31 protein-coding genes and 1 pseudogene are annotated in these 26,872 nt (G+C 61.9%); 10 read left to right on the top strand and 22 right to left on the bottom strand.

Annotated features, from left to right (window positions below):
* Positions 1 to 29: 29 nt before the first annotated feature.
* The 7 genes from B3873_RS08825 to B3873_RS08855 all read left to right on the top strand — a co-directional run bounded on the left by B3873_RS08825 (position 30) and on the right by B3873_RS08855 (position 1,972).
* Positions 30 to 218: a hypothetical protein gene (locus tag B3873_RS08825; RefSeq protein ID WP_286865361.1), complete on the top strand. Its 189-nt coding sequence runs from the start codon at positions 30 to 32 to the stop codon at positions 216 to 218.
* Entirely contained in the window at positions 215 to 583 is a 369-nt protein-coding gene (locus tag B3873_RS08830) for a DUF2591 domain-containing protein (RefSeq protein ID WP_286865363.1), read from the top strand. The genes B3873_RS08825 and B3873_RS08830 overlap by 4 nt, the downstream gene beginning before the upstream one ends.
* Positions 584 to 680: 97 nt before the next feature.
* Positions 681 to 1,031 (top strand): hypothetical protein, encoded by a 351-nt coding sequence (locus B3873_RS08835; RefSeq protein ID WP_286865364.1) that lies wholly within the window; start codon positions 681 to 683, stop codon positions 1,029 to 1,031.
* Positions 1,028 to 1,243, top strand: coding sequence for a hypothetical protein (locus B3873_RS08840; protein ID WP_286865365.1), 216 nt, complete (start codon positions 1,028 to 1,030; stop codon positions 1,241 to 1,243). The genes B3873_RS08835 and B3873_RS08840 overlap by 4 nt, the downstream gene beginning before the upstream one ends.
* Positions 1,244 to 1,309: 66 nt before the next feature.
* Complete coding sequence (locus B3873_RS08845; RefSeq protein WP_286865367.1) at positions 1,310 to 1,540, top strand: helix-turn-helix domain-containing protein; 231 nt, start codon at positions 1,310 to 1,312, stop codon at positions 1,538 to 1,540.
* Positions 1,537 to 1,770 carry a hypothetical protein gene (locus B3873_RS08850; protein WP_286865369.1) on the top strand — a complete coding sequence of 78 codons (234 nt, stop codon included), beginning with the start codon at positions 1,537 to 1,539 and terminating at the stop codon, positions 1,768 to 1,770. Before B3873_RS08845 ends, B3873_RS08850 begins: the two co-directional genes overlap by 4 nt.
* A complete protein-coding gene (locus B3873_RS08855; RefSeq protein WP_286865371.1) occupies positions 1,760 to 1,972 on the top strand; it encodes a hypothetical protein in 213 nt (70 codons plus the stop codon). Before B3873_RS08850 ends, B3873_RS08855 begins: the two co-directional genes overlap by 11 nt.
* A 130-nt stretch (positions 1,973 to 2,102) precedes the next feature.
* Here B3873_RS08855 and B3873_RS08860 read toward each other — a convergent pair whose 3' ends face one another.
* Together B3873_RS08860 and B3873_RS08865 are read right to left on the bottom strand one after the other, a co-directional pair.
* Positions 2,103 to 2,288: a hypothetical protein gene (locus B3873_RS08860; protein WP_157845765.1), complete on the bottom strand. Its 186-nt coding sequence runs from the start codon at positions 2,286 to 2,288 to the stop codon at positions 2,103 to 2,105.
* A 456-nt stretch (positions 2,289 to 2,744) separates the two neighbouring features.
* A complete protein-coding gene (locus B3873_RS08865; protein WP_121038496.1) occupies positions 2,745 to 3,653 on the bottom strand; it encodes a LysR family transcriptional regulator in 909 nt (302 codons plus the stop codon).
* 109 nt (positions 3,654 to 3,762) lie between these two features.
* On the opposite strand from B3873_RS08865, the gene B3873_RS08870 reads away from it, so the two are divergent.
* Together B3873_RS08870 and B3873_RS08875 are read left to right on the top strand one after the other, a co-directional pair.
* On the top strand, positions 3,763 to 4,569 hold the full coding sequence (locus tag B3873_RS08870; RefSeq protein ID WP_209531575.1) for a substrate-binding domain-containing protein: 807 nt from the start codon (positions 3,763 to 3,765) through the stop codon (positions 4,567 to 4,569).
* A 57-nt stretch (positions 4,570 to 4,626) separates the two neighbouring features.
* A complete protein-coding gene (locus B3873_RS08875; RefSeq protein ID WP_209531578.1) occupies positions 4,627 to 5,934 on the top strand; it encodes an MFS transporter in 1,308 nt (435 codons plus the stop codon).
* Here the strand turns inward: B3873_RS08875 and B3873_RS08880 are convergent.
* From B3873_RS08880 to B3873_RS08975, 20 genes and pseudogenes are all read right to left on the bottom strand, one after another.
* A pseudogene (locus B3873_RS08880) lies at positions 5,838 to 7,495 on the bottom strand (methyl-accepting chemotaxis protein). The gene B3873_RS08875 and the pseudogene B3873_RS08880 overlap by 97 nt on opposite strands.
* A 208-nt stretch (positions 7,496 to 7,703) precedes the next feature.
* Entirely contained in the window at positions 7,704 to 8,777 is a 1,074-nt protein-coding gene (locus B3873_RS08885) for a porin (RefSeq protein WP_310796484.1), read from the bottom strand.
* Between the two features lie 268 nt (positions 8,778 to 9,045).
* Positions 9,046 to 9,993 (bottom strand): PDR/VanB family oxidoreductase, encoded by a 948-nt coding sequence (locus B3873_RS08890; protein WP_286865376.1) that lies wholly within the window; start codon positions 9,991 to 9,993, stop codon positions 9,046 to 9,048.
* 38 nt (positions 9,994 to 10,031) lie between these two features.
* Positions 10,032 to 10,475, bottom strand: coding sequence for a RidA family protein (locus tag B3873_RS08895; protein WP_034338502.1), 444 nt, complete (start codon positions 10,473 to 10,475; stop codon positions 10,032 to 10,034).
* Positions 10,472 to 11,521, bottom strand: coding sequence for an aromatic ring-hydroxylating oxygenase subunit alpha (locus tag B3873_RS08900; protein WP_286865382.1), 1,050 nt, complete (start codon positions 11,519 to 11,521; stop codon positions 10,472 to 10,474). Before B3873_RS08900 ends, B3873_RS08895 begins: the two co-directional genes overlap by 4 nt.
* 34 nt (positions 11,522 to 11,555) lie before the next feature.
* Positions 11,556 to 11,789 (bottom strand): recombinase-like helix-turn-helix domain-containing protein, encoded by a 234-nt coding sequence (locus B3873_RS08905; RefSeq protein WP_286865405.1) that lies wholly within the window; start codon positions 11,787 to 11,789, stop codon positions 11,556 to 11,558.
* A complete protein-coding gene (locus B3873_RS08910) occupies positions 11,789 to 12,094 on the bottom strand; it encodes a hypothetical protein (protein ID WP_286865384.1) in 306 nt (101 codons plus the stop codon). Before B3873_RS08910 ends, B3873_RS08905 begins: the two co-directional genes overlap by 1 nt.
* A gap of 41 nt (positions 12,095 to 12,135) precedes the next feature.
* The gene (locus B3873_RS08915) at positions 12,136 to 13,290 is read right to left on the bottom strand and encodes an FAD-dependent monooxygenase (RefSeq protein WP_276839399.1); all 1,155 of its coding nucleotides are present in this window, start codon (positions 13,288 to 13,290) and stop codon (positions 12,136 to 12,138) included.
* 23 nt (positions 13,291 to 13,313) lie between these two features.
* A complete protein-coding gene (locus B3873_RS08920; protein ID WP_286865387.1) occupies positions 13,314 to 14,285 on the bottom strand; it encodes a VOC family protein in 972 nt (323 codons plus the stop codon).
* Positions 14,286 to 14,304: 19 nt separating this feature from the next.
* Entirely contained in the window at positions 14,305 to 15,783 is a 1,479-nt protein-coding gene (locus B3873_RS08925; RefSeq protein WP_039787808.1) for an aldehyde dehydrogenase, read from the bottom strand.
* Between the two features lie 22 nt (positions 15,784 to 15,805).
* Positions 15,806 to 16,606, bottom strand: coding sequence for an aspartate dehydrogenase (locus B3873_RS08930; RefSeq protein WP_286865390.1), 801 nt, complete (start codon positions 16,604 to 16,606; stop codon positions 15,806 to 15,808).
* Positions 16,607 to 16,616: 10 nt separating this feature from the next.
* Positions 16,617 to 18,338 carry a thiamine pyrophosphate-binding protein gene (locus B3873_RS08935; protein ID WP_286865392.1) on the bottom strand — a complete coding sequence of 574 codons (1,722 nt, stop codon included), beginning with the start codon at positions 18,336 to 18,338 and terminating at the stop codon, positions 16,617 to 16,619.
* Positions 18,331 to 19,155: an SDR family oxidoreductase gene (locus B3873_RS08940; RefSeq protein WP_286865394.1), complete on the bottom strand. Its 825-nt coding sequence runs from the start codon at positions 19,153 to 19,155 to the stop codon at positions 18,331 to 18,333. Before B3873_RS08940 ends, B3873_RS08935 begins: the two co-directional genes overlap by 8 nt.
* A 1-nt stretch (position 19,156) precedes the next feature.
* Entirely contained in the window at positions 19,157 to 19,990 is an 834-nt protein-coding gene (locus tag B3873_RS08945) for an IclR family transcriptional regulator (RefSeq protein WP_039787816.1), read from the bottom strand.
* A gap of 5 nt (positions 19,991 to 19,995) precedes the next feature.
* A complete protein-coding gene (locus B3873_RS08950; protein ID WP_286865396.1) occupies positions 19,996 to 20,892 on the bottom strand; it encodes an alpha/beta fold hydrolase in 897 nt (298 codons plus the stop codon).
* Between the two features lie 17 nt (positions 20,893 to 20,909).
* Positions 20,910 to 21,446 (bottom strand): cupin domain-containing protein, encoded by a 537-nt coding sequence (locus B3873_RS08955; protein ID WP_286865399.1) that lies wholly within the window; start codon positions 21,444 to 21,446, stop codon positions 20,910 to 20,912.
* 67 nt (positions 21,447 to 21,513) lie between these two features.
* On the bottom strand, positions 21,514 to 22,284 hold the full coding sequence (locus B3873_RS08960; RefSeq protein WP_276839415.1) for an SDR family oxidoreductase: 771 nt from the start codon (positions 22,282 to 22,284) through the stop codon (positions 21,514 to 21,516).
* Positions 22,285 to 22,324: 40 nt separating this feature from the next.
* Complete coding sequence (locus B3873_RS08965) at positions 22,325 to 23,185, bottom strand: ABC transporter permease (protein ID WP_039787821.1); 861 nt, start codon at positions 23,183 to 23,185, stop codon at positions 22,325 to 22,327.
* A gap of 2 nt (positions 23,186 to 23,187) precedes the next feature.
* Entirely contained in the window at positions 23,188 to 24,183 is a 996-nt protein-coding gene (locus tag B3873_RS08970; RefSeq protein WP_286865402.1) for an ABC transporter substrate-binding protein, read from the bottom strand.
* Positions 24,184 to 24,248: 65 nt separating this feature from the next.
* The gene (locus tag B3873_RS08975; RefSeq protein WP_276839418.1) at positions 24,249 to 25,034 is read right to left on the bottom strand and encodes an ABC transporter ATP-binding protein; all 786 of its coding nucleotides are present in this window, start codon (positions 25,032 to 25,034) and stop codon (positions 24,249 to 24,251) included.
* A 707-nt stretch (positions 25,035 to 25,741) separates the two neighbouring features.
* Here B3873_RS08975 and B3873_RS08980 point away from each other — a divergent pair.
* Positions 25,742 to 26,872: MCP four helix bundle domain-containing protein (locus B3873_RS08980; RefSeq protein ID WP_286865403.1), on the top strand; the 1,131-nt coding region annotated here is incomplete at its 3' end.

A 26,872-nucleotide genomic window follows, 5' to 3' on the forward strand; every position in this document is an offset into this window, starting at 1 on the left:
CAGCACCGGCGAATAAGGAGGGATAAAGCATGTCTGAATGGATTGAGTGGAAGGGCGGTGAGTGCCCGGTGGATGGCGAAACTATCGTGCAAGTAGGATTTCGAGATGGCATCGAAATGCAAGGTGAACGCGCTGACTTTTGGGACTGGTCTCACGCTCGCCGCAGATCGTTTGCCGACATCGTCGCCTACCGCGTAGTCAAGGAGAAGGAAGCATGAAGACAGTAGAACTTGAAGGGGCAGCGCTGGATTACTGGGTGGCCAAGACCGAAGGACGTTGTTTGCATGAGCAGACCCGAACCAAATGTGGCAATTGGGGCACAGATTTTATCTGCATTGCATGCGGGAAGGATGCTTACAACGAAATAACAACAAGGGATTGGAAACCATCAACAGATTGGGCTCAGGGCGGCCCGATCATCGAGCGCGAGCGCATCGAACTAGAACCAACAGTATTTGATTGGTCAGCTCGTGTTGATGGCATTACAGGCTGGTGGTTTGCAAAAACTCCCCTCATCGCCGCCATGCGGGCATTCGTTGCATCGAAGTTTGGCGATGAAGTAGAGGACATCCCATCATGCTAGACCGCCTCCTAATCCTCCTGTGGAAAACAGGGTATGTAATCCTCTTCGGAATACCTGATTGGGTGAGGGAGAGGAAGAACCGGAAGAAGGAGCAATCATGAGCACAGATCGCGAGCTGTTGGAGATGGCGGCGAAGGCGGCGGGATTTTATTCCCGCGATGCATGGGCTTTCGACCCAGATTGGGGGCTGAAGATTTCAAGCGGTGCTCCGCCATATGAATGGTGGAATCCGAGCTCAGATGAAGGCGACGCAGCCAGACTAGCCATGAGGCTGTGCGCTGCAGGAAAGATGAGAATTCAGATAACCGAGCAAAGCATCACCTGCTTCTACGAGCAGGATGGCGTGTTCGTGCCATGGAGCTGGGGATACGAGACATGCACGCTATCGGAAGCATTCTGCAAGTGCATCACAGGTGCTGCAGCAGAAATCGGGAGGAACATGCCATGACCCGCAAGAAAAAACAGATCCGTCCACGCTTCATCCACTTTGAAATACGAGACCCCTGGAAAGATGAATTCCTCGCAGGCGCGACATTATGCTATTCGCCAGAGCGCGCAGCACGCGGTCACTTTAGCAAGACCATCAGGCGCTTTCATGCAGTAGCAACAAAAGAATGCTGGCCGCGCAAGCCAGAACTGATTATTCGGAGAATCGCATGACCCGCCGCCCCCGACGAGACGAGCGCAGGGATGCAAGGGAGAGGAAGCGGTGGATGGGAGAGAACGATGAGCGCTAGACCGATACACGCGATCCGCCTGAAAAACACATTGCTCCTTGCGGACACGTTGAAAACACATACAGCACTGGCAGAAATGCTGGGCATGAGCGAGCAGAACCTGTCTCAATACTTGCGAGCAAATGCAACACGCAACATCGGAAACACCTTGGCGCAACGGATTGAAAAGGCGTTTGACAAGAGCCCGGGATGGCTCGATTTGGACCAGGAGAAATCATGAACTACAGAGACTTCACCGACGAAGAACTTCAAAATGCCATGCGCATAACTCAGATCGAGTTGCGAGAAACTGCGTCTAGCATGAATTCTGCGCTGCTAAAAAGTAACGCCGAATGGCAGCGTTACGATAGGATCGTGCAGAGCTGCATGGAATCAACCGATGAAATGGTGGCGGAAGTATTGCGCCGCTCCGGAATCATACTCAACGCAGGAAATAGCAATGCAAAATGACCTGATCACCATCGAAGAAATTGCAGAAATGCACCACTGCAGTGTCCGTCACGCACGTGATGTGCTGGTGAAAATGCCCGGATTCCCGGCGCCTGGACCGACCAGCGGGCGCAAGTTGAAGGTATGGATTCGGTCCGAAGTAAGGGCATTCGTGACGCGAAAAGCCACACAAATCCCGCACACGGCCCGGCAAGCCGCGTAAATGCTGGGATCTGCATTCCGGCTCCCGGCACCAAAGAATTATTCGATGCAGTACAGAGATGTTTGAAAGCCCGCAGTGTTCGATGACACTGCGGGCTTTTTGTTGTTCAAGTCCGTCCAGGGACCTGGCATCAGCGTTCTTCCTGGCCCCGGAAGACGTAAAAGTTTTTTGGTGCGCAGCTCGAGAATGATTTCTCCGAAGACTGGCTCACCGTCGCTACCGCTGTCTGTCCATGGATAATTTCCGTTGACCTGCGCCGTTCGTCAAGGACTTCATTTTCTTCGTGCATCGCGAAATCGCCTGCCAGCAGGGCCAAGGATGGATCCTGTACCAGTCCGGCTATCCATTTGTCCGGGAAAGACAGCCCTCCCCGGAGCGAAAATAATTTTCTGCAGCGAGCAGTATCATTTTTCCGCCCACAGCTATATAATCGCCCCTCTTCGAAAAAAGACCGCCGCAACCGCGCCCTCCAGCGCATGCCGCCACCCCGTTTTTTGACAGACAGCGAGTCATGGACAACAGCATCAACCGCAGGTCCGGATTGCAAAGAATACAAACAAAAAGGCCCTCGCTTGCGAGGGCCTTTTTTATGGCCAACGGTTTTGCAAATAATTTGCGCAACCCCGCCAGAAACCGCGCCAACGCTGGGAACTTATCCCCGTTTTATGTGCATAAACTTGTGGATAAGCCATTTTCACCCCACGCAAGTGCCGTCCCCGCCTGCCCTCCCAATAAACCGCACAAAATTTAGGCAGCCCTGTGTACCAGAAAATCATTTACGCGGCTTGCTCGCCATCGCCTCGCGCAAGGCTTGCGCCAGCGTCGCGGCCGCCGGTTTCAGGACCCGTCCCTTCAAGGTAATCAAGCCCATCGCCCGGCTCAAGACCGGACTGGTCACCGGCCGCGCCACAATGCCCTTGTAGGGCGCATTGCGAATGGCCAGCTCCGGCAGCAAGGCCACCCCAAGCCCGGCGGCGACAAGGCTGATGGCCCCGGCCACGTGATTGGTCTCATACTGGATCACCGGCCGCTGCGGTACCCGCGAGAAGGCATTGTCGATCAGGCTGCGGTTGCCGCTGCTGGAGGAGACCGACACCAGCTTCTCCCCCGCCAGCGACTTCCAGTGCAAGCTGCTCTGCGCAGCCAGCGGATGATGGGCCGGCATCACCGCCAGATAACGTTCGCGCGTCAATTCCTGGAAATCGATCTCGGCTTCCTGCGCGCCGATGAAGTTCACGCCGAAATCGGCCTCGCCCTTGCGCACGCTCTCCAGCACCTCCGCCGCATTTTCGTCGATGATGCGCACCCGCACATTGGGATGCGTGCGCGCGTACGGTTTCAATACCAGCGGCAGCAAATTGTTGGCCACCGAGGGCACGCAGGCCACCGTCACGTGTTCGCGCCGATGCGCCATGCCCTGCTCCACGCTCCTGACGGCCAGCTCCAGTTCATCCATCACGGCCTGGGCGTGCACCAGGAACAATTCACCGGCAGGCGTGAGCGAGACCCGCCGGGTGGTGCGATCGAACAGCCTTTCCTGCAAGGCCTGCTCCAGGTTCTCGATGCGGCGGCTCAGTGCCGGTGCCGTGATGAACAGACCCTCAGCCGCCGCCCGAAAGCTTGACTGGCGCGCGACGGCGAGAAAGGCCTGCAATTCGGCGGTCTCGATATTGATGCGCATTTTTTATCAATCCCCAGAATAATTGCAATTAACTTTTCAACGGATTCTACGCAAACTGCCGGGTTTCATCCCTCACCACGACGAAATACATCGTCATCAGGAGATCCGCATGATCCGTTCCAACTCCACCGCACGCAGTGTGCGCACCTCCCTCTTGCAGCGCAGTGTCCTGGCCCTGGCGCTGGGTGCCGTCACTTCGCTGGCTGCTGCCGCCGACCTGCACGTGGTCAGCTCGGGTGGCTTTGCCGCCGCCTACAAGGCACTCGCCCCCGCCTTCGAAAAGAAGACCGGCCACAAACTCATCTCCGGCTGGGGCCCGTCCATGGGAGAAACCCCGCAAGCCATTCCCAACCGCCTGCAACGCGGCGAACAGATCGACGTGGTGATCATGGTCGGCGACTCGCTGGACAAGCTGGTGGCCGAAGGCAAGGTTTCCAAGTCCGAGCACAAGCTGCTGGCCCTCTCGCGCATCGGCCTGGCCGTCAAGGCCGGTGCCCCCAAGCCTGACATCTCCAGCATCGACGCCTTCAAGCGCACCCTGCTGACCGCCCATTCGGTGGTCTACTCCGACAGCGCCAGCGGCGTGTTCCTCTCCACCAAGCTGTTCAAGCGCCTGGGCATCGACCAGCAGATGGCCTACAAGGGCCGCATGATTCCGGCCGAACCGGTCGGTGAAGTGATCGCCCGCGGCGATGCCGAAGTGGGCCTGCAGCAGATCTCCGAACTGAAGCCGGTCAAGGGCATCGACATCATCGGGCCGATCCCCGAGAGCGCCCAGCAGATCACCCCCTTCTCCGGCGGCGTCGTGGTCGGCACCCACCAGCCCAAGGCCGCCAGGGAACTGCTGGACTTCCTGGCCTCGCCCGAAGCCATCGACGCCATCAAGGCATCCGGCCTGGACCCCGCGCCTCGCTGAAGAATGTGAAGGAAGGCGTCCAAGTACTGCCTCAAAGAGAGAAAGAGAGAGACCGACATGAACACAACAACCAAAACAAGCAGCACCGCCAAGCACTCCAAGCTGTCCACCGTCCTGCGCGTGACCAGCGGCAACTTCCTGGAGATGTTCGACTTCTTCCTGTATGGCTTCTATGCCAGCTACATCTCCAGGACCTTCTTCCCGTCGGACAACGAGTTCGTCTCGCTGATCCTGACCTTCGGCACCTTCGGTGCGGGCTTCCTGATGCGCCCGCTGGGCGCCATCATCCTGGGCAGCTACATCGATCGCGTCGGCCGTCGCCAGGGCTTGATCGTGACGCTGGCCATCATGGCCATCGGCACCTTGCTGATCGCCTTCGTGCCCGGCTATGCCACCATCGGCATCACGGCACCGATCCTGGTGCTGACGGGACGATTGCTGCAGGGCTTCTCGGCGGGGGTGGAGCTGGGCGGCGTGTCGGTCTATCTGGCCGAGATGGCCACGCCCGGCAACAAGGGCTTTTACGTGAGCTGGCAGTCGGCCAGCCAGCAGGCGGCCATCATGGCGTCCGCCTTGATCGGCTATCTGGTCAGCCAGTGGCTGTCGCCGCTGCAGATCAGCGAATGGGGCTGGCGCATTCCTTTCTTCATCGGCTGCATGATCGTGCCGGCCATCTTCATCATTCGCCGCTCGCTGCAGGAAACGGAAGAATTCATGGCCCGCAAGCACCATCCGGGTTTTGCGGAAATCATGGCCTCGATCGCCCAGAACTGGAAGATCGTGGTGGCCGGCATGATGATGGTGGTGATGACGACCGTGTCCTTCTATCTGATCACGGTCTACACGCCGACCTTCGGCAAGACCGTGCTCAAGCTGTCGGCCTCCGACAGTCTCATCGTGACCTTCTGCGTGGGCTTGTCCAACTTCTGCTGGCTGCCCGTCATGGGCGCACTGTCGGATCGCGTGGGCCGTCGTCCGGTGCTGGTGGCCTTCACGTTGCTGACCTTGCTGACGGCGTATCCGATGATGTCCTGGCTGGTCGCCGACATCAGTTTCAAGAACCTGCTGATCACCGAGCTGTGGCTGTCCTTCCTCTATGCCAGCTACAACGGCGCGGCGGTGGTGGCGCTGACTGAAGTGATGCCGGCACACGTGCGCACGGTCGGCTTCTCGCTGGCCTACAGCCTGGCTACCGCGATCTTCGGCGGCTTCACGCCGCTGGTCTCGACCTGGCTGATCGAGTCGACCGGCGACAAGGCCGCCCCTGGTTACTGGATGAGCTTTGCGGCGGTCTGCGGGCTGATCGCAACGCTGGTGCTGTATCGGGGCAAACCGGCAACGGCACCCGCAAGCTCCACTGCCTGAGCAGCCTCCTCCGGTGGCAGCAGCGGCAGCCGGAACACGCCCACTAGTTCGCGCAGCCGCTGCGACTGCTGCTGCAAGGACTGCGCAGCCGCAGCCGCCTGTTCCACGAGTGCGGCATTCTGCTGCGTCGTCTCATCCATGTGCACGATGGCCTGATTGACCTGTTCGATGCCGGTGCGCTGTTCCTGGGTAGCGTCACTGATCTCCCCGACGATGTGCGAAACGCGCTGCACGCTGATACCACGTTTTCCATCGTCGAGCCGGCCTGCTCCACCAGACGTCCACCGGCATCCACCTGCGCCACCGAATCATCGATGAGCGCCTTGATTTCCCTGGCGGCGCCGGCGGAACGCTGGGCCAGCGAGCGCACCTCCGAGGCAACCACCGCAAACCCCCGGCCCTGTTCACCGGCGCGTGCCGCTTCCACCGCTGCGTTCAAGGCAAGGATGTTGGTCTGGAAGGCGATGCCATCGATCACGCCGATGATGTCGACAATGCGGCTCGAGGCTTGGCTGATGCCCGCCATGGTTGCTACCACCTCCTGCACTACCGCACCGCTGCGCGCAGCCACTGTCGCGGCTTCGGCTGCGAGCTGGTTGGCAGCCTTGGCGTTGTCCGCGGTCTGGCGCACGGTGGAGGTGAGTTCTTCCATCGCGGCGGCGGTCTGCTCCAGCGAACCTGCCTGCTGCTCGGTACGCGAAGAGAGATCGAGATTGCCGCCGGCGATCTCGGAGGATGCGGTGGCAATGGTCTCGGCCCCCCTTCGTACCTCGCCCACGATGCCGGTGAGGCTGCCATTCATCTGGCGCAACGCCTCCAGCAACTGGCCGAGCTCGTCCCGCCCCCCCTGCTCGATACGACTGTCGAGGTTGCCATGGGCCACCTGCTGCGCCACCCCGACCGCATGCCGCACCGGGCGGGTGATGGAACGCGTGATCCACCACGCGCACGCACCGCCGGATGCCACTGCCAGCAGGGCGATGGCCAGCATGATGCGTGTCTTCTGGTGATACTGCGCGGCGGCTTCTTCACCGCTGCGCTCCATCATTCGCGTACCAACGGCGATGTAGCCCTTCAGCCGCGCGATGGTGTTCTCCTGATCCTGGCGCAGCGTGGTCAGCAGAAATTCGGTGGCGTCCATGGTGGCACCGGTGGAAGCCAGTTGCAGGAAGCGCTGCTGTCCCTCGTGATACTTGCTACGCAAGGCGAGGATTTCGGCAAATGATTTGCGGCCTTGCTCGCTGGACAGGCGCGCCTGCAACTGGTCCAGAGTCGCCGTGATGGCAGTTTCGCCCTTGGCGATGCGGGCAATCTCCTCGGTCAGCTTCTGATGGTCATCCAGCAGCAGCAGGTTGCGCATGGCGCTGGCGTTTTCACTGATGCGCAAGAGCACGTCATTGGCCAGCAGGACCTGCGGGTAACGGTCCTCGACGATGCGGCGCGTATCCTGGTGCAATGTGAACAGACTGGCGATGGCCAGGACTGTAATGCCGGTCAGCAGCGCCAGCACAAGGCCGAAGCCCAGCGAAAGACGTGTACCCAGTTTGAGGTGTGCAGGCATGAAGACTCTCCGCGACGCAAGAATGCCGGCGGACGCGACAGCGGTGCCGTCCGGCAATCAATCCGGTATGGATAAAAAAATGGCGGAGAAAACTGCTTCTCCGCCCAAGGCACTACGAAACGCCCATCCGCTCCAGGAGGGGCGCACGCAAGACCAGACTATTCACAGAAGGTAAAGCGGCCCTCGGCATGAGAGCCTGTTCCGGACATCAGAACGAGTGGTGCATACCGATGGTGGTGACCAGTTGGCCCTGCCCACCGGAGACTCCGGTGGCACCGGAGGCGCCGGTACCGTTCATGACGGCAAAGCGTGCATCGCCACCGGCACGCTGGTAAGCCGCCTGCACGTACCACTGGGTGCGCTTGGAGAATTCATGCACATGGGACAGACTGAAGGTGTTCCAGCGTGCGCCCTCCAGCTTGGAGAGACCGTAGCCGAAGTTGATGGTATCGAGCGTTGCGTAGCGCCACGCCGCACCCAGATCCAGGTTCTTCTGCTTGGGCGTGGCACCGCTGGGCAGAGCCAGTTTGACCTGCGTGTAAGCCGTATTGAGACGCACGTTGCCAATGGTATAGCCCAGGCCGCCGGCCGTCGTGGTCAGGCTGTTGAAGACCGTCGCCGCATTGCCCAGACCCACGCTGGTCAGGAAGGTCCCGGCAAATCCGGCAGCGCGATTGTTCAGCTTCGAATAGGCCAGCGCCGCACGGAACGGACCATTGGTGTAGGTGCCGCCCGCACTGACGTTGCGGCCATTGCTGCTGTCCCCAGCCACTTCACCGAAGCCGTACATCAGGCTGCCCTGAAAACCACCCAGGGTTGGAGAGGTATAGCGCACGGCATTGTCGAACTGGTAGGTGTTGGCCAGGCTGTCCAGGTTACCCGGATGGAACAGATACCAGTTGGTCAGCTGGAAGCCGTTGGACAACTTGCCCACGTAGTCGAACACGACGTCGGGCATGTGGCCCAAGGTGACTGCACCGAAGTCACCGGACAGGCCGATGGTGCTGTAACGGTTGAACAGCTTGGACGAATTGGGGGTAGCACCACTATCGGTGTAGAAGCCGGCTTCGAGCTGGAAGATGGCCTTCAGGTTGCCTCCCAGGTCCTCGGTCCCGCGAAAGCCGATGCGGTCCGGCTGCATCGTGCCCTGATCCAGGCGCGATACCGAGCCGCCATTGAGGTTGTTGATATAGGCTACGCCAGCATCGAGACTGCCGTAGATGGTCACGCTGCTCTGCGCAAAGGCTCCCGCCGACAGACAGGAGGCCGCTGCGGCCATCATTAACTTCTTCATCAAACTCCCCTTCAACGAATAAAGTCCAAACATGCGGCCAGGCCGCATTCACTCACTGCTCCCCTGTGCCCCGTGCGCAGGAAAGGTGACTTCTGCCGGCAAGGCCGCCGCTGCATGGTCAGCGGGCAGCACAGGCTTGCCGGGTGGCCCGGGTCCGGTGATATTTGTTTCACCTATGGATCGCCGTTCCAAAAATTTTTCGGGATCAAAAAAATGCCCGGTGCCGGAGCACGGGCATGGTATTGCGCTACTGCAGCTAGAGGTCCAGCACCAGGCGCTGCCCCTTGCAGCCGGAAACGCACACCATCATGGTCTTGCCGGCGGCGCGCTCGGCCTTGCTGAGGACGCCGTCGCGATGCTCCGGTTCGCCTTCCAGCACACGCGTCTCGCAGGCACCGCACACCCCTTCGCGGCAGCTGTGGTCGACCGCGATGCCAGCATCGAGCAGGGTATCCAGCAACGATTTGCCGGCCGGGACCGTGAGGCTGGATTTGCTGCGCACCAGTTCGGCGACATAGCTGCCGTGTTGGACGGGTGCCACTTTCTCGGCGGCGAAGCGCTCGATGTGCACGTTGGGCAGACCCAGTTCTTCGCACAGACTTTCAAAGGCGTTGAGCATGGGAGTCGGTCCGCAGCAATAGAAATGCGACTCCTTCGGATAGGCCCCCAATACGGCACGCAGATCAGGCGCGGTACCGGCCTCGTCATCAAAATGGCTGCTCACGCCCGGCTGACCGAGCAGTTGGGCGGTGAAAGCGGCTTCCTTGCGGGAACGCGCGCAGTAGTGCAGTACCGCTTCCTTGCCCTGGGCCCGCAGGTGGTGATACATGCAGGAGATCGGCGTGATGCCGATACCGCCTGCGATCAGCACCGACAGGGGTGCCGCTTCCTCCAGCGGAAAATTGTTGCGCGGTGCCGAGATGGAAAGCGTCGACCCGACCCGCAGTTGTTCGTGGACATAGCGCGATCCACCGCGACTGGCACGGTCGTGGAGCACGCCAACGACATAGTGATGACGCTCGGCCGGTGAATTCGACAGCGAATAGCTGCGCACCAGACCGTTGGCCAGATGCAGGTCGATGTGCGCACCGGCCTCGAAAGCCGGCAACTCGCCGCCGTCGGGCAGGCACAGTTCGACGCTGACAACGCCTAGCGCCTCGAAGCGCATGGCCTGCACACGGACGGAAAGAAGAGGACTGCTCATGAATGCACCACCATCAATTCAGATTCGTTCAAACACGCTCATACGGTCACGCGCACAGCCTGCCGCAGATCCACACCCAGCCGGGCATACGCATCGATTTCCACCGTCAGCTCCGGAAACACCAGAGCGCTGACTTCCACCAGCGTGGAGCAGGGATACGGACCCTGTTCGCCGAAGAAGTCACGGCGCGCCCGTCCCACCTCATCCTTGTGCGCGATATCGGTCAGGTAGATCACCAGCTTGGTGATGCTGTCCGGTGTTCCTCCGGCAGCGCTCACCAGGTCGGCGATCTTGCGGAGCACCACCAGCGTCTGCCGATAGGTATCCAGCGTCTGCTGCCGCGTGGCCGGATGCGCCGTCATGCCAGACATGACGATGTCCTCGCCGATCACCAGGCAATTGGACCAGGTCGCAGCGTCCGGCTCCGGCACGCTGGCGCACTTCACATGACGCATGACGGGCCCACGGGCGGCGTCGCTCATGCCGCGCGTACCGGTGCCCTGGCCGCCGCCAGTTCCTCCTCGCGCGCCAGCTGGGCCTTGGCCAGTCCGCGCATATGACGGCGCAGGCGTACGATGCCCATATCGTGCTGGTACAGCATCTCACGCTGGTTGGCATCCGGCTCCATCAGTTCCAGCACCACCCGGTCCTGCTCCAGCACGTTCCAGTGGCGCGCTTCCAGGCGGTTGCGATAGAGGAAGCGCCAGGTATCACGCTGCCAGCCCGAGAGCTTGCGGCAGCGCCAGTGGAAGACGGCAGCGATGTTGTCGACGACGGGCGTGTAGCTGCCGATGATGACGAAGCTGCCACCGGGACCGCCGGTCTTGGGATAGGGAATGGCCAGGCGCATCCAGTGCAGGCCGGTATCGCCCCATTCGGTCCAGTCGAAGTTGACGTCACGCTGGCCTTCCTTTTCGAAGACGAAGCCGATGTCGGTCTCGCGGATGCCGAAGCTGGCGGTATTGTCGCCCTCGGCCATGGAGTGCGACTGCTTGTGCAGGAAAGTGCCGTGCATCGGGTCCATCACGTTGTCCAGCACGTAGCGATAGTCGCCCTTCCACTCGGTGTAGCACAGGAAGCTGGAGTACTCCGGGCTGGTCAGCTCTTCAGGCAGGCGCAGCGGCGGTGGCGTGTCGACATCCTCCAGGCTGTTGTAGAGGAAGATGGCACCGGCCGCTTCAGTCACGTGGAAGCGGCGGGGAGCCTTGGCACCCTCCAGCTTGCAACCGGGGCTACCGGGCACGCTGGTGACCACACCGTCGAAACGCACCTGCACGCCGTGATAGCCACAGGCGATGCGGTCTCCCATGGGGATGCCCATGGACAGCGGTGCACCGCGATGCGGACAGTGATCTTCCAGCGCATGCAGCTTGCCCGAGGGCTCGCGCCAGAACACGAATTTCTTGCCCAGGCGGCGTAGCGAAACCGGCTTCTCAGCCACGAACTCGGACGGGCAGACGGGATACCACAGGTCTTTCAGGCCGACAGCCAGGACGGCATCGACGGGATCATGGGCAGCAGTTCTCATTTGGGTACTCTCCTGTAAGGGCTGGCGGTCGCCATCAAGCGGCCAGGCGGGCGATCTCTTCCTGATAATTGGCTTCGGTCCAGACACCGGCGTTGTACGGACAGCTCGGACCGGTACGATTGAGATGCGCCACCAGCGCGCCCAATTCGTGGATTCCGGCGGCGTAGGCGCGCTCGATGGAATCGCCCAGCAGATCTTCGAACTGGGTCGGCGGGCGGCGGCGCGCCTGGTGCGGATTGAGATAGACATCGGTAACAGTTGCAACCATCATTGGCCTCCTTTTCTGACGCGCTCGCGAATGCGCTCGCGCACGGGAACAAAATCGTAAGTGGGGTAGCACTCGGTGCGGAACACGCCCCAGGCCGAGCGTTCAAGCTCGACATTGACTTGCGGCAGCAGCGCTGGCGGCAGCGCCAGCGTGACGATCTGGCCCAGGCCCATGGCCACGGTCCAGGACACCACGCGCGTTCCGGCAACAGGAAACCGCTCCCACCAGTCCATCGCCTTCATGTGGGCCTGAATCTGGTCGAGATTCATGGACTGGTCATGCTTCAGGACGATGGTCAGCAGCATGGTGTCGGCGGGGTCTTCCGGTTTCACTGGCACGCCCTGTCTCATGCAGCAACGGCTGCAACTTGCGGCTGCAGCGGTACCTGCCAGGCGTCGTAGCCATAGACCCAGTCGGCATTGCCGCCTGCGCGCAGCCAGTTGTTGCCGCGCGATCCGATCTGGATGGTCGAGGCACGCTCCATGCGCAACTGCTCGTAACGGTGCAGAGCAGCGGCCACGTCGCCGAGCGCGGACACGGTGGCCAGGCAGCGTGCCAGCACCACGGCATCTTCGATGGCCATGCCGGCCCCCTGCGCCATGAACGGCATCATGGGATGACAGGCATCTCCCAGCAAGGCCATGTTGCCCCTGGCCCAGGCCGGCAACGGATCGCGTTCATAGAGCGCGGTCTTGAGCACTTCGTCGCAGGCGTCCAGCAGCGCCATGGCGTCGGGATGGAAGCCCGCATAGCTGTCGCGCAGTTCCTGCACGTTGCCCGGTGTGGTCCACGATTCCAGATGCCAGCTCTCCTGGGCGGTCGTGGCAAAGATGAAGATATCCTCGCCGCGATTCAACGGGAAGGTCACGATCTGGCTTTCCGGATTCGGTCCCCACCATTTGGTGAAGGCCTGCAGGTTGGGGACACCGGCCACTTTCGCTGCAGGCACGACGGCACGGAAAGCCACCACCCCCGTGAAGCGCGGGCTTTCCGCGCCGAACATGGCGGTGCGCACGGCAGAATGGATGCCATCGCCGCCGATGAGCACATCGACGCGATCGGTGCTGCCATCGGTGAAGTGCAGGTCAATGCCATCGCCCTCCTCGCGGATCGCTTCAGCACGCTTGGCAAAGCGCACCTGCTCCAGCGGGAACACCTCGGCCAGCGCTGCCAGCAGATCGGCACGATGGATGGTCAGCTGCGGCGCGCCATATTTCTGTTCGGCGGTGTCGCCCATGGTCAAGCGCGACGTTTCCTCGCCGCTATTCCAGGTGCGGCTGATGCGATGCGTGGGACGTGCAGCGGTCCGGCGCACGGCCTCGCCGATGCCCAACCCGTCCAGTGCGCGGACCGCATTGGGCGTCAGGTTGATGTCTGCGCCCACGCGCAGGAACTGGCGTGACTGCTCATACACCACCACCTCATGTCCGGCGCGCTGCAGGGCAATGGCTGCCGTGAGGCCGCCGATGCCGGCACCGAGGACTCCGATCTTGAAGGACATGTTGATCTCCTTTGGTCAATGATTTACTTGTCCGCCGCCGCACGGTCGGTGAGGAATTTGCCGCTAGGTCCCTGGGCATTCTTCTGGCGGCGCGTATTGCCGTCGATGCCGCCATCGATGGCCCATTCGGCAAACACCGTCGGTCCCGGTTCGAAGTCGCGTGGTTCCCAGTGCGCATCGAGCTGGTCTTCGTCGGCGTAATACTCGATCAGGCCACCGGCCGGATTCTTGAAGTACCAGAAATAGGCAGAGGAAATCGGATGGCGACCCGGCCCGAGTTGCGTGTCCCAGCCCTGGCGTGACATGTGCATGCCGCCACCAAAGACCTCATGGATGTCGCGCACCGTGAAGGCCACGTGGTTCAGGCCCGCGCGCGCCTCCGGCGGTTGCAGCAGGAAGATGTCGTGATGGCCGCCAACGTCGGCGCAGCGCAGGAAGGCACCGCGTTCCGGATAACGGTCGGAGGGCACGAAGCCGAAATGCTCGCAATAGAATTTTTCACAGGCCTTCACATCCTTGACGAAGAACACCACGTGTCCTACTTCGATGGGCGCAGCGCGCTCGTAGATGGGGCTGCGCTGGTTGATGCGGTTCTTCTCGTTCCAGGTGTTCATACGGGCGCATTGCAGCTCCACCTCGCGCTTGGTCGAGACTTGGAAACGCACCGCCAGTCCGTTGGGATCGGTACAGCCCACGCGCCGGCCGTCGTTGAGAAAACCGGGCAGACCGCCGATGCGACTGGCGAACTTGTCCAGCACCGCCGCCGAGGACACGCCCCACACCACTTCGCGCAGGGTCGGACCGGCCTCGATGGCCGGCGGCAGGCTGGGATCGGCGCTGTCACGCACGATGACGCGACAGCCGTTCTGCGATACGAAGACCAGCTCGGCTGCGCTCTCCTGTTCCAGCACCATGCCCCAGTCGAGGAAGAAACGGCGGCAGGTCGGCAGGTCGTCTGCGCCGTAGATGATTTCGTCGATACCCAAAACGTCCATGTGATTCTCCATTGCGTGTTCAGCCGGCCCAGGGCAGCGGCTGTTCGTTCAGGCCCCAGTACATCGCCTTCTGCTCCATGTATTGCAGGATGCCCAGCCGTCCCTTCTCGCGGCCCAAGCCGCTGTCGCGCCAGCCGCCGAAAGGGGTCGAGATCGAGAACTGCTTGTAGGTGTTGATCCAGACATTGCCGGCCTGCACCGCACGGCCCACGCGCCAGGCACGCTTGTAGTCGCGGGTCCAGATGCCGGCGGCGAGGGCGTAGACGCTATCGTTGGCCTGCCGGATCAGATCCTCCTCATCGTCGAAAGGCATGGCCACCAGTACCGGCCCGAAAATCTCTTCCTGACAGATCCTCTGATCATTGCGCACTCCCTCGATGATGGTCGGCGTATAGAAGTAGCCACGCTCGAAGGCGGGGCCCTTGGGACGCACGCCACCGGTGCGGATGCGGCCGCCATCGGTGACGCCCATGTCGACGTAGCGCTCGATGCCCTCACGATGACGCGCGGTGATCAGCGGCCCCATCTGGGTGCGTTCGTCCGCCGGATCGCCCACGCGCAGCGCAGCAGCACCCGCCGCCAGTCGCTCCATGAACGGTTCATGCAAGGACCGCGCCACGAACAGGCGCGAACCGGCAATGCAGGATTCACCGGAACTGCTGAAGATCCCATAGAGCACGCCGGCGACGGCATGATCAATGTCGGCATCCTCGAACACCATGGTCGGCGACTTGCCACCGAGCTCCAGGGACACCGGCATCATCTTGTCGGCGGCGATGTGGGCGATGTGCTTGCCGGTGCTGGTGCCGCCAGTGAAAGAAACCCGCTTGACCAGCGGATGCAGCGTGATGGCATCCCCGATGACCGAACCCTTGCCCGGCAGTACGCTGATGAGGCCTGCGGGTACGCCGGCCTCGATGCACAAACGTGCCAGCGCCAGCGCGGCCAGCGGCGTGACTTCCGCCGGCTTGACCACTACCGCATTGCCAGCCGCCAGCGCCGGCGCCATCTTCTGCGCTTCGCTGGCGATGGGCGAATTCCATGGCGTAATGGCGGCCACCACCCCCATGGGCTCATGCACGCTCATGGTCAGGTTGTCGCCACGCATGGGGGTCAGCGATTCTTCCAGGGTCTCGCAGGCAGCAGCAAAGAACTGGAAGGTGGCAGCAGCGCTGGCGACCAGGTTGCGTGTCTCGCTGATGGGCTTGCCATTATCCAGGCGCTGCAATTGCGCCAGCGCTTCGCCGTTCTCGCGGATCAGCTGCGCCACGCGAAACAGCACGGCAGCGCGTTCGTGCGGTTTCTTCTGCGCCCAGCCACTGGTGCGAAACGCACGGTCGGCACCAAGGATGGCTTCCTCCACATCGGCCACGCTGGCCGCGTGCAGGCTGGCCACCGCTTCGCCTGTGGCGGGATAGAGCGTGGCATAGCGATCACCGGCTCCCGGACGCCACTGGCCGGCAATGCAGATGGGCTGGATGTCATTCAGATTCAACATGGTCAACTTCTCCTGGCCCGGTTCAGATCGACAGCGCATGGGCGCGATTGCCCAGGGCACGCACCACGCTGTAGACGGTCAGCGCCGATGTCTTGGGATTGGCGGCCAACGGCTTGCCGCGCATGGTCAGCTCGAAACCGCCGAAGGCACCGCTGGCATCCACGTGGTGAATGTTCTCGCTCACGCCGGGATCGGCATACAGCCGCACCTGCGTCAGGTCCAGCCCCAGCCCGGCCAGCGACAGCGTGGCCGCGACATTGGCATTCTTGGGATAGAGGCGAGCGGCTTCGCGGGCGCTGCCTTCAAAGATCATCGTGGCTTCCTGCAACGCGTCCAGATTGAAGGCCGACTCTGCTGGCGTGTCTTTCCAGGCTTGAGGGGGCTTGCGTCCGGTGTAGATCACCGCATCCAGACCGCCGATCTTGGCGGCGGCCAGCGCATCGATGGCACCGATCGCGCCAGACAGCAGTTGCACCTGCGTGCGCCCGGCACGGGCGGCAGCTTCCAGCTTGTCGACCAGACCGGGTTCTGACAAGGCACCGATGGACACCACCATGCAGGCGATGCCGCGCTCCAGAGCCGGAATGATGTGTTCGCTGATGGCCTGATGGCCGGCGCATTGAATCAGCAGATCGGGACGCTCCTCGCCCAGACGCGACACTACCTGCGCCGCGGGTGCCAGCGTGGAGACGGTGCTGCGGGCACGCTCCATGTGGGCCTCGGGCACCACCACCATGTCGAACGCCACCTCGGGATCGCTTTTGAGGATTTCCATGACGCCCGCGCCAATGGCACCGCATCCGATCATCGATACGTGCAGCATGCCGTTCTCCTCAGGCCGTGGCCGCTGTCGCGGCAGCCGCAACGACAGCCGCCGCCGCGGCAGCGGCCTTTTCCTTTTCGTTGACCGGCGGGCCGGCAAAAGCGGTCTTGAAGCTGCCGATCGCCAGCATGTCGATTTCCAGCAGGAACGGCCCCGGGGAGGACAAGGCCTCGTCCAGTCCGGCTGCGACTTCGGCAAGATCGCCCACGCGTTTGTGTCGCAACTTGAGCGCCGAGGACAGCTCGGCATAATCAGGCGTATGCAGGTCCACGTAATGGCGACGACCGCCGTATTGCGCATCCTGAATGTTCTTGATGACGCCATAGCCCTTGTCGTTCATCAGTACGATCACCATGTCGGCCTGTTCCTGCACGGCCGTGGCCAGCTCGCCCAGGTTGAGGATGAATCCGCCGTCGCCGGCCAGCGTGAAGGTTTTCTTGCCGGACTGGGTGACCGCAGCACCGATGGCCGCACCAATGCCCATGGCCAATCCCTGGCCGATGCCGCCACCCAGCGCATGCACGCCGGCGCGGGGATCGAAGATGCGCAGATGGCGGTTGCCCCAGGTGCTGTTGGAGACCGTCACGTCGCGCACCCAATTGAATTCGCGACCGGCGGCCTGCTGCAGTTGCTCCACCAGCGCGCTGTAGGGACCGAGGCCATCGACCAGTCCATGCACCGCCGTGTCACGAGCCTTCTTGAGATCTCCCATGAAATCGGGATCGACCTTGAGTGCCGCCAGGCGATCGGCCAGTCCCGCCAGCACCAACGCGGAATCGCCGCAGACAAAATAGTCGCTGGTATAGCAGCGGCCCTCGGCCGCCGGATCGGCATCGACCCGGTACAAGGGACGCGGCAGCTTGAGTTCGTATTTCAGCGTTTCGTTGCCGCGCAGGCGCGAACCGACCACAAGCATGGCATCGCAGCTCTGGTAGAACTGCTCGACAGGCTTGTGCAGGTTGAAGGCACCCAGCGAGCGCGGATCATCCTCGGGCACGATGCCTCGCCCTTGGGTACTGGTCACGACACCGAAACCCAATGCCAGCAGACGCTGTACCTGCGCTCCAGCATGACGGGCACCGCCGCCCAGCCACAGCAGCGGGCGCTTGGCTTTCATCAGCCGCTCGGCCAGTTCGTCCAGCGCACGCGCCGACGGTACGCTCTGCGGAATGGCCAGCGGCTGCAGATTGATCGGCAGGGGGATCATGGCCGCCTGGATGTCGATGGGGATCTCGACCGAGACCGGCCCCATGGGCGGCGTCAGTGCGGTCTGCACGGCCAGCTTGATGGTGCTGATGGCCGTCTCGACGCTGCGGATGCGGAAAGCCGCCTTTGAGATCGCCTTGAGCATGCTCAACTGGTCCGGGGCTTCATGGATGTACGCCAGGCTCTGGTCCAGATAAGGCGTTTCGATCTGGCCGGTCAGATGCAATAGCGGTGTGCCGGCGGTCAGCGCCTCGACCATGGCACCGGCGGCATTGCCGGCGGCAGTACCGGTCGAGGTCAGGCAGACACCCAGTCCGCCCGTGGTACGTGCATAGGCATCGGCCATGTTGGCACCGCCGGCCTCACCGCGCGCCGGGATGAAACGGATCTTGCCGCGCTCGCCGAAGGCATCAAGGATGGGCATGTTGTGGATCGAGATCACACCGAAGGCAGCCTTCACGCCGCACTGTTCGAGGAAAGCCGCGATCGCGCAGCCGACGGTGACTTTGGATTGGGTATTAGGCATGGCGGGAAAGTCCTCCTGAAACATCGATATGGCTGCCTGTGGTGTACGAGGAAAGCGGCGTGGCGAGGAATACGATCGCCTGCGCAGCTTCCCGGGGAAGGCCGAGACGGCCGAGTTGGATCTGTTTTTTTGCGGCCAGCGCAGCGGTCCACCGGGCCCAGCTCTGGTCCTGCAGCTCCGGACCTCGAGCGGCGTAGCGGCGGCGCCATTGGCCCGATTCCACCAGCCCGATCAGGATGCCGTTGACGCGCACACGGGCGGCCTCCCCGCAGGCCAGTTCGGTGGCCAGCGAACGTACCAGGTTGTGCACGCCGGCGCGGGCGGCCGATGTGGCCACCATGTGCGGCTCAGGTTGGGTCGCCAGCAACGAGTTGACGCATACGATGGCGGCATCACCATGCTGCGCACTCATGGCCTGCAGTTGCGGCAGGAAGGCACGCGTCGGATAAATCACCGAAAAGAATTTGAGATGCAGCTCTTCGCTCCAGGCCTCGTCAGGGGTGTCGGCAAAAGTCGAGACGCGACCCTGACCAGCATTGTTGACCAGCATGGAAACCGGGCCCAGCGTGTTTTCCACCGAGGCGGCAAAGGCCCGCACTTGCTCCTGCACCAGTACGTCGCAGGGCGCGCTGTACAACCGCGCCGCGGGATACCGTTTGCGCAGCGCAGCTTCGGCATGCTGCAGACGCTCACCGTCGCGACCGCAGAAGGCCACCGCTGCACCCGCTTCCAGCAAGAGTTCCACGGTGGCCAAGCCAATCCCGGAGGAACCGCCGGTCACCACCGCCACCTTGCCCTGGAGAGAAGTCATCGCCATCTCAGCCTCGCCACATGTTGACGACCTTGGCCCCACGCTCCGGTGCATGGTCGAGCAGACGCGAGAGTTCGGCAGCGGTCTCGCGTACGCGAGACACGATCACATCGAGCTGGCTGGCGTCGATATGCGGCGACGGAATGGTGGCACCCAGGGCGGCCACAACATGGCCGGAGTGATCGCGTACGGGAGCCGCCACGGTGGAAATGCTGGTTTCGAAAAAACCTTCCTGCAACACGAAGCCGCGCTCCTTGTCGGCCTGCACCATGTCGAACAGTTCCACCACGGTCTTGGGCGTATTGCTGGAGAAGACTTCCAGGTGTTCTTCCGGATACAGGGTGCGCAGTTGCGGCAGAGTCAGGTCTTCCAGCAGTACGCGGCCCAGCACGGTAGCATGCGCCGGCAGACGGGTACCGACGTTGACGTGACTGGTGAAGGCGGTCTGGGTGACCGACTTGGCGACATAGACGATGGAGCGGCCATCGCGTACCACGAGGTTGCAGGAATAGCCGATCTCGTCGCGCAGGCGGTCCAGCAGCGGACGGCCGATCTCGGTCAGTTCCAGCGAGGCCAGGTATTCAAAGCCCAGGCGCAGCACCGACATGCCCAGGCGATAGTCGCGGCCGCCATCGGCACGTTCGACGAAGCCCATGCGCTCCAGCGTGGCCAGCAGGCGGAACACGGTGGAGCGTGGAATATCCAGGCGCCGCGCCAGCTCGGGAGCGGAAAGGGTCTTGTCCTGGCGGCTGAATTCGCACAGCAGGCGCAGGCCGCGTTCCAGGCCGGGGACGGAGTACTTGTCTTGCGACTCTTCTTCTGGAATCACTGGTTTGTTCATGATGATTATCTGTTCTGGTTGGTTGAGGTGAATTGCGCGCGCACCAGCGCGGCAAAGGACAACGGCTGCTCGATATAACAGGCATGGCCGGCGCCGTCCACCAATTGAAAGGGAATTTCAAATTGCCGGGCCAGCCCTTCACTGGCCTGTGGGGTGGTGACAATGTCTTCTGCGCCGCAGGCCACCGACAGCCCCCGTCGTGGCGCTGCCTGCAAATAAGTCGCGATATCGTCACCGCACAACAAGTGCACCGCCTGGGTATAACCCGCCACATCGAGCCGCTGCATGTTCCAGCGCACCCAGGCGTGCTGTTCATCACTGGCCTGCGTCGACAGCAGACGCGTACGCTGCGCGGCCAGGCCAGCCACACCGAGCCGCTGCAATGCGCCCAGGCGCTCCTGGCGAACCTGTACTGACCGTTCTTGCTGCCCTGCCCCGCCATAGCCGAGGGCCGGGTCGGCCAGCAGCGTGCGTGTGGCGCGGCCATCACCTCGAGCCAGATAGGCTGCGGCCATCAAGGCCCCGAGCGAGTGACCGACCAGCACGCATTGGCTGATCTCCAGCGCCGCCAGCATCTGCTGCAGGCGTGCCGCGTAATCGCTGGCCCTGGGCATGGCCATCGGCAGCGCTGTGGAGCTGCCATAACCGGGCGCATTCCAGGCGATCACGCGGGCGTCGTTCGCCAGCGCCAATGCCATGTTCAGCCAGGATGCCGCGCCGGAGCTGATGCCGTGCAGCAGCACCACCACCTGATCGCTATCGCTGCGGCCAGCGCTGCGATAACTGACCTGCCCATCGGGCAACGCCACGCACTGCTCGGGGAAATGGCGGTCGAGCAGCACCAGCGACGCGGACAGCGCCTCGCATGACATGGCGGACCCGGTGGACAAGATGGCGGACATGCGCGGTCTCGGGACGATCAGCGCTTGACCGAGGTCAGCGGATGTTCGGGCGGATAGGTCGGCGTGAGAGGCTTCTTGGCCCCCAGCATCACGCACATCAGCGCATCTTCGTCACCGATGTTGATTTCCTCGCGATACACGCCCGGCGGTACCGAAACAACGTCGCGGTCGGTGAGGATGGTTTCGAAGCGTTCACCGTCCTTTTCAAGCACCAGCTTGAGCTTGCCGCGCAACACGAAGAACACCTCCTCGACATCCACATGCAGGTGCGACGGACCTTCGTGGCCGGCCGGAATGATCATGGTCGAGAAGGTGAAGTGCTCCGACGGAATCACGTTGGCATCGTGCGCCACGCCGGTGCCGCCGGTGCCGATGTAGCGCATCTGCGCGCGGCGGTACTTGGGGTCGTAGTCGGCCTGGAACTTCAGCGCATTCCAGTCGTACTTGCGGGTCGACAGACGCGCCACGCGCGATTCCATCCAGTCGGCGAAGCTGGCCCCTGCCGGGCGATCCCAGCTGCGGCCCATGCTTTCCTGCTCGGACATATCGGTCATGCTTTTCTCCTTGAATTGGTCCTGAATTGATCCGGTTGCACGGAGTTGACTTGCCATGCAGGCCGCTTCAATGCATCACGAAGCCGCCATTGACGGCCATCACCTGGCCGGTAAAGAAACGCGCCATATCCGACAGCGCGAAGACGACGGCACCGCATACGTCCTCGGGCAGCTGATCACGCTGCAGGGCACGGCCGTCAAGGTAATGCTGGTGGCGCGCCCGCGGCACGTACTCCGTGGCCTCCACCAGCGTCAGTCCGGGCGCCACGGCATTGACCGTGATGTTGTCGGCACCGACTTCACGCGCCAGCGAACGGGTCATGCCGATGACTGCACTCTTGCTGGCCACATAGGCCAGCAGGTTCGGCGCCCCCCACAACGGCGTATCCGAGGACAGGTTCACGATCGCGCCGCGCCCCGAGGCCCGCAGTGCCGGCAGGCAGGCATTGGTCATGAGCCAGGTGCCGCGCACGTTGACATCCATGACGCGATCCCACATCTCCAGCGCCAGTTGCTCGCTGCTCTTGCCACCGGAATTGGTAATGGCGGCGTTGTTGACGAGGCCATCGAGCCCGCCCAGCCAGGCGATGGCAGCCTGTGCACAGGACTGCACTGAGGCAGGATCGGCCAGATCCAGTGAAAAACCTTCGACCGCCAGGCCGCGCTGCTGCAGCGTCGACACCGATGCTGCCAGCGTGTCCTGCAGGATATCGGCCATGGCCACTCTGGCACCGGCAGCGGCGATGGCCTCGACGAACGCCAGGCCGAGGCCGCGTGCCGCGCCCGTGACCAGAATGCGTCGTCCTGCCAGAAGAGTCGCCGTACTTGTTGCTGACATGTTCATGCTCCTGTTACCGATCGGGAAATCGCGCTCAATATCAGACGGTGCTGGTATTGGCCTTGGGCAGGTAGTGCAGCACCTTGCGTTCGGCCCACACCACGGCCCCGTAGGTGACCACACCGATAAGCGTCAATGCGACGATGGAAACGAACACAGCAGCCGTATTGCCCTGCCCTTCGCCATCGACCAGCAGATAGCCCAGCCCCTGATTGCCGCCAACCAGCTCGCCGACGGTCACGCCGATCACCGACAGCGTGGAGGCGATGCGCAAGCCGGAGAACAGAGCCGGCAGCGCCGAACGGAACTCGACCAGATGGAAGATCTGCCAGCGGCCGGCGTTGAGCGTGCGCACCAGGTTGACCATGTCCGGGTCGACGGTACGGATTGCCGAGAGCACATTGATCATGATGGGGAAGAACACGATCAATACCGCCACGATGATCTTGGGATAGATGGTGTAGCCCAGCCACATCACGAACAGCGGCGCAAACGCCACCTTGGGTGCAATCTGCAGTGCCAGGATGTAAGGCGAGAGCATCGCCTCGGCACGCGGCGACAAGCCCAGCGCCACCCCTACTGCCAGCCCCAGCAGGGCTCCGAAGAGGAAACCGAACACGACTTCCATGGCAGTGATGCCGAAGTGCTGCAGCAGCTGCGCGTTGTTCCACATCACCACGCCTTCACGTACCACCTGCATGAAGTTGGGAAGGATGTATTCCGGCATGCCGAGCATGCCGGGGCCCCATTGCCAGGCGGCGATGAAGAGCACCAGCAGCACCAGGCTACCGCACACGGTCTGCGCCTTATCGCTCAGGAAGTGGCGGCGCGGACGGGAAGGAGCGGCTGCGGATGGCTCGGAACTGGACATGGTCAGGTCTTTAGCTGTCGTGGTGTTCATGATTACTTGGCCACTCCCACGAACTGGTTGGTGAAGAGTTCATTGACCGGCGTCGCCTTGCTCACGATGCCTTCGCTGACGTAGAACTTCTGTACCGCGTCCATGCGTGAGGGATCAATCTGGCCCAGGGTTTTCTGGCTGGCATAGACATACTTGTTGTACATCTCGAAGGTAGTCTGGATGCTGGCCTCCTTGCCCTTGTAGGTGGGCAGGGCGGCGACGTAGTCATCGGCTGCGGCCTTCGGATCTTTCATGATGTCCTGCATGCCGCGCAGGGTGGCACGCACCAACCGCTTCAACAGTTCCGGGTTTTTCTTGATGGTGTCATCGGAGGCCAGAATGGCTTGTGCCATGCTCTTGAAACCACCGTTGTCCAGCAACTCCAGTTTTGCGCCGGCATCAGTGGCATTGACCACCCAGTCGGGTACGCCTGCAAAGCCCTGCGACTTGCCGGACGTATAAAGCTGCCACACGCCGGAGGGGCCCGCCGCCTGGATCTGGACGTCGGTCTTGGACAGGCCGGCCGTCTTGAGGCTGCCGAGAAAGGCGTAATAGGTGGTATCGGTATAGGACATGACGGTGACGGTCTTGCCCTTCAGATCCTTCAGGGTCTTGATGCCCTCAGCCGGATTGGCCGCCACCATGGTCACCGAACCCGCCCCCAGTACTGCGATGGCCTTCACCGGAATGCCATTGGCCCGCACCACGATGGGGGTATCACCGATGGCGCCACCAATGACCGCATTGCCGGCACCGATCTGCTTGGCCACATCGACGCCGCCCTTGGCGACGATGAAACTGACCTTGAGGTTCTCATCGGCGTAATAGCCCTTGTGCTGTGCCAGTACCCAGGGCGCGAAGGCCGGTGAATTCGGTGGAGCGGGCAGCAGGTAGGTCACTTCTTCCGGTGCGGCTTTGGCCATCGCCGGGACGACGAACGCACCGACGGCAGCGACCAGGGCAAGTGCACTGGTAGCGGATGCAAACAGGTTCTTCATGTTTCAGGCTCTCCCTTGAGGTCTCTCTGTTGACGGGGTGAAGACGGGTGAAGATGCAGCGTGAATCAGTGGAGTTCGGCGGTTTCCTTGCCCACCTTGAGCAGTTCCATCAGGCGTCCCTGCAAGGGGCCGATCTCGGGCAGCTTGCGGCGCTCCAGCGGGTTGTCGCGGAACGGCAGGTTGACCTCGATTTCCTCGACGATGGTGCCGGGACGTTCGCTCATGACAAGCAGGCGATCCGACAGGGCGATGGCTTCCACCAGGTCATGGGTGATGAAGAGCGCAGTCTTCCTCTTTTCATAGAGCATCTTGGCCAGGTCCTGCTGCAGCACCATCTTGGTCTGCGCATCCAGCGCCGAGAATGGCTCGTCCAGCAGCAATACCTGCGGATCCACCGCCAGCGTTCGTGCCAGAGCGGCACGCTGACGCATGCCGCCGGAAAGCTGGTAGGGGTAATGCTCCTCAAACCCCTTGAGGTGGCACTTGGCCAGCAACTCGTCGGCAACGCGGCGGCGCTCGGCCTCGCGCATGCCGTCAATCTCCAGACCGAGGGTGACGTTGGCGCGAATATTGCGCCACGGCATGAGAAGGTCTTTCTGCAGCATGAAGGCCACCTTGCGCACCGGCTTGATGACCTTCTCGCCGCCAACGAAGACTTCGCCCTCACTCGGCAGATACAGCCCGGCCCCCATGTTGAGCAGGGTGCTCTTGCCACAGCCCGAGGGCCCGATGATGGAGACCACTTCGCCACTCTTGATGGAGAGGTTGACGTTGGTGACGGCAGCGCGCGCTTGCGCTGTCTGGCGATCGACAAAGCTCTTGCCGACCTTGCGGAATTCGATTTCGATCATGTTGCCTCTGCTGATTGCCCCAGCGCGCGAGTGCGCCCCGGCTAGTCTTCCCGGCTGCCGTCACTGGTGGACGGGTGCCTCCTGCCGGGCACCAAATTGTTCCATATATGAAACAGCAATTTATATATGAGAGATATTCAACGCCAATATAGCAGATATCTCGACGCCGAATAACTTATTTTGTTCCATATATAAACTGCTGATTTATATAAAAACCGTTTTGAACGAATAAGCAATTCGCGTACCAGCAGCGGAGGCAGCATCTGAGCGTCGTCATTTCGGGGCAAGCAGCAAATTTGCCCCGAAATCCCTCTTCTTCGCCTGCGTACGGTGCAGGCCTCGCACCGTTGTGGCTCTTGTGGTAGCGATGCGACGCCCTCTTCGCTGCGCTGGCAATCGCCTCGCACAGGAGAACGGATCGCACTTGTGTCAGAGAAAAATAATCACATCCTGATGGATCTTTTCTGGCTGAGCTCACTCAATAGCGTTACAACACCCGTGCAATCATTTCAAAAGCTAAGGAAATGATGGCAATAAAACCATGCAATTGGCTCAAAACCACCGCGCCAATGGTGAAAAGCCATTTTGCACCACTTATATACGGGAAAAGTCACAAAACCTGCACAAGGCGGCAACAGCCAAGGCAGGCCTGAACGGGGGGTTTTGCAACCCAATCGGCAGCACATTTCATCCACAGGGGCTTTTTCATGAACAAACTGAAGGTATCCACTCGCCTGGCGTTAGGTTTTGCCGGCGTCATCGTCCTGCTGCTCGTCATCTCGCTGGTGGGCATGTGGGGCTTGTCCACGGTCAAGAGCAATCTGAGCAACATCGTCGCCAACAACCAGCAAGGTGGTCTGGCGGACGTCATGAACAACAGCGTGCGTATTCGTGCCCTGGCCATCCGCAACATCGCCCTGTTCCAGGATCCAGCGCTGGTGTCCGCAGAAATCGAACGCATCAAGGTGCAGGAAAAAAACTATCAGGAAGCCCGCGACAAGCTGCGCAAGCTCTTTGACGCGCCGGATACCTCCCGCAAGGAACGTGAGTTCTTTGATCAGATCGCGCAAAACGCCGCCGATACCGAGCCGCTGCTGAAACAGGCCGTCACGCTGGCCCAGGAGAACAAGACCACTGATCTGATCAACCTGCTGGTCCAGAAGATTCGTCCGGTGCAGGCCAAGTGGCTCGACAACCTCGATGCGCTGGGCCGCCTGGAAGACGATCTCAACGATCAGGCCGCCGCCGATGCCGAAACGACCTATCAACGCATCGCCACGACCATCTGGACCCTGGTGGCCGGCTCGGTGCTGCTGGCCTTGAGCGCAGCCGTCCTGATCGTGCGCAGTGTCCTGCGCCAGCTGGGTGGCGAACCGGCCGATGCCCAGGTCCTGGCGGCGCAGATCGCCCAGGGCAACCTGGCGGTGAGCATCCCGCTGGCCAAGGGCGACCAGCACAGCCTGATGGCCTCTCTCGACAACATGCGTGCCCAGCTCACCAGCATCGTCGACGGCATCAAGCGATCCGCCGAATCGATTTCCACTGCCGCCGGCCAGATCGCGGTGGGCAATCTGGATCTGTCACGCCGTACCGAAGAACAGGCGGCTTCGCTGGAAGAGACCGCCTCCAGCATGGAAGAAATCACGTCCACCGTGGAGCAGAACACCCAGAACGCCGGCCAGGGCAACCAGCTGGCGCGCGCGGCCTCGCTGCACGCGCAGAAGGGAGGCGAAGTGGTGGAACGCGTGGTCGACACCATGAAGGATATTTCGCAGAGTGCCTACAAGATCACGGAGATCATTTCCACCGTGGAGGGCATCGCCTTCCAGACCAATATC

The sequence above is a fragment of the Herbaspirillum sp. UBA812 genome (assembly GCF_002296545.1).
Taxonomy (GTDB): domain Bacteria; phylum Pseudomonadota; class Gammaproteobacteria; order Burkholderiales; family Burkholderiaceae_D; genus Herbaspirillum; species Herbaspirillum huttiense.

What these genes read in the sequence shown, in the direction of transcription:
- B3873_RS08825 (WP_286865361.1), top strand. Translation starts at nt 30, where the DNA reads ATGTCTGAATGGATTGAGTGGAAGGGCGGTGAGTGCCCGGTGGATGGC.
- B3873_RS08830 (WP_286865363.1), top strand. Translation starts at nt 215, where the DNA reads ATGAAGACAGTAGAACTTGAAGGGGCAGCGCTGGATTACTGGGTGGCC.
- B3873_RS08835 (WP_286865364.1), top strand. Translation starts at nt 681, where the DNA reads ATGAGCACAGATCGCGAGCTGTTGGAGATGGCGGCGAAGGCGGCGGGA.
- B3873_RS08840 (WP_286865365.1), top strand. Translation starts at nt 1,028, where the DNA reads ATGACCCGCAAGAAAAAACAGATCCGTCCACGCTTCATCCACTTTGAA.
- B3873_RS08845 (WP_286865367.1), top strand. Translation starts at nt 1,310, where the DNA reads ATGAGCGCTAGACCGATACACGCGATCCGCCTGAAAAACACATTGCTC.
- B3873_RS08850 (WP_286865369.1), top strand. Translation starts at nt 1,537, where the DNA reads ATGAACTACAGAGACTTCACCGACGAAGAACTTCAAAATGCCATGCGC.
- B3873_RS08855 (WP_286865371.1), top strand. Translation starts at nt 1,760, where the DNA reads ATGCAAAATGACCTGATCACCATCGAAGAAATTGCAGAAATGCACCAC.
- B3873_RS08865 (WP_121038496.1), bottom strand. Translation starts at nt 3,653, where the DNA reads ATGCGCATCAATATCGAGACCGCCGAATTGCAGGCCTTTCTCGCCGTC.
- B3873_RS08870 (WP_209531575.1), top strand. Translation starts at nt 3,763, where the DNA reads ATGATCCGTTCCAACTCCACCGCACGCAGTGTGCGCACCTCCCTCTTG.
- B3873_RS08875 (WP_209531578.1), top strand. Translation starts at nt 4,627, where the DNA reads ATGAACACAACAACCAAAACAAGCAGCACCGCCAAGCACTCCAAGCTG.
- B3873_RS08885 (WP_310796484.1), bottom strand. Translation starts at nt 8,777, where the DNA reads ATGATGGCCGCAGCGGCCTCCTGTCTGTCGGCGGGAGCCTTTGCGCAG.
- B3873_RS08890 (WP_286865376.1), bottom strand. Translation starts at nt 9,993, where the DNA reads ATGAGCAGTCCTCTTCTTTCCGTCCGTGTGCAGGCCATGCGCTTCGAG.
- B3873_RS08895 (WP_034338502.1), bottom strand. Translation starts at nt 10,475, where the DNA reads ATGAGCGACGCCGCCCGTGGGCCCGTCATGCGTCATGTGAAGTGCGCC.
- B3873_RS08900 (WP_286865382.1), bottom strand. Translation starts at nt 11,521, where the DNA reads ATGAGAACTGCTGCCCATGATCCCGTCGATGCCGTCCTGGCTGTCGGC.
- B3873_RS08905 (WP_286865405.1), bottom strand. Translation starts at nt 11,789, where the DNA reads ATGGTTGCAACTGTTACCGATGTCTATCTCAATCCGCACCAGGCGCGC.
- B3873_RS08910 (WP_286865384.1), bottom strand. Translation starts at nt 12,094, where the DNA reads ATGCTGCTGACCATCGTCCTGAAGCATGACCAGTCCATGAATCTCGAC.
- B3873_RS08915 (WP_276839399.1), bottom strand. Translation starts at nt 13,290, where the DNA reads ATGTCCTTCAAGATCGGAGTCCTCGGTGCCGGCATCGGCGGCCTCACG.
- B3873_RS08920 (WP_286865387.1), bottom strand. Translation starts at nt 14,285, where the DNA reads ATGGACGTTTTGGGTATCGACGAAATCATCTACGGCGCAGACGACCTG.
- B3873_RS08925 (WP_039787808.1), bottom strand. Translation starts at nt 15,783, where the DNA reads ATGTTGAATCTGAATGACATCCAGCCCATCTGCATTGCCGGCCAGTGG.
- B3873_RS08930 (WP_286865390.1), bottom strand. Translation starts at nt 16,606, where the DNA reads ATGCTGCACGTATCGATGATCGGATGCGGTGCCATTGGCGCGGGCGTC.
- B3873_RS08935 (WP_286865392.1), bottom strand. Translation starts at nt 18,338, where the DNA reads ATGCCTAATACCCAATCCAAAGTCACCGTCGGCTGCGCGATCGCGGCT.
- B3873_RS08940 (WP_286865394.1), bottom strand. Translation starts at nt 19,155, where the DNA reads ATGGCGATGACTTCTCTCCAGGGCAAGGTGGCGGTGGTGACCGGCGGT.
- B3873_RS08945 (WP_039787816.1), bottom strand. Translation starts at nt 19,990, where the DNA reads ATGAACAAACCAGTGATTCCAGAAGAAGAGTCGCAAGACAAGTACTCC.
- B3873_RS08950 (WP_286865396.1), bottom strand. Translation starts at nt 20,892, where the DNA reads ATGTCCGCCATCTTGTCCACCGGGTCCGCCATGTCATGCGAGGCGCTG.
- B3873_RS08955 (WP_286865399.1), bottom strand. Translation starts at nt 21,446, where the DNA reads ATGACCGATATGTCCGAGCAGGAAAGCATGGGCCGCAGCTGGGATCGC.
- B3873_RS08960 (WP_276839415.1), bottom strand. Translation starts at nt 22,284, where the DNA reads ATGTCAGCAACAAGTACGGCGACTCTTCTGGCAGGACGACGCATTCTG.
- B3873_RS08965 (WP_039787821.1), bottom strand. Translation starts at nt 23,185, where the DNA reads ATGAACACCACGACAGCTAAAGACCTGACCATGTCCAGTTCCGAGCCA.
- B3873_RS08970 (WP_286865402.1), bottom strand. Translation starts at nt 24,183, where the DNA reads ATGAAGAACCTGTTTGCATCCGCTACCAGTGCACTTGCCCTGGTCGCT.
- B3873_RS08975 (WP_276839418.1), bottom strand. Translation starts at nt 25,034, where the DNA reads ATGATCGAAATCGAATTCCGCAAGGTCGGCAAGAGCTTTGTCGATCGC.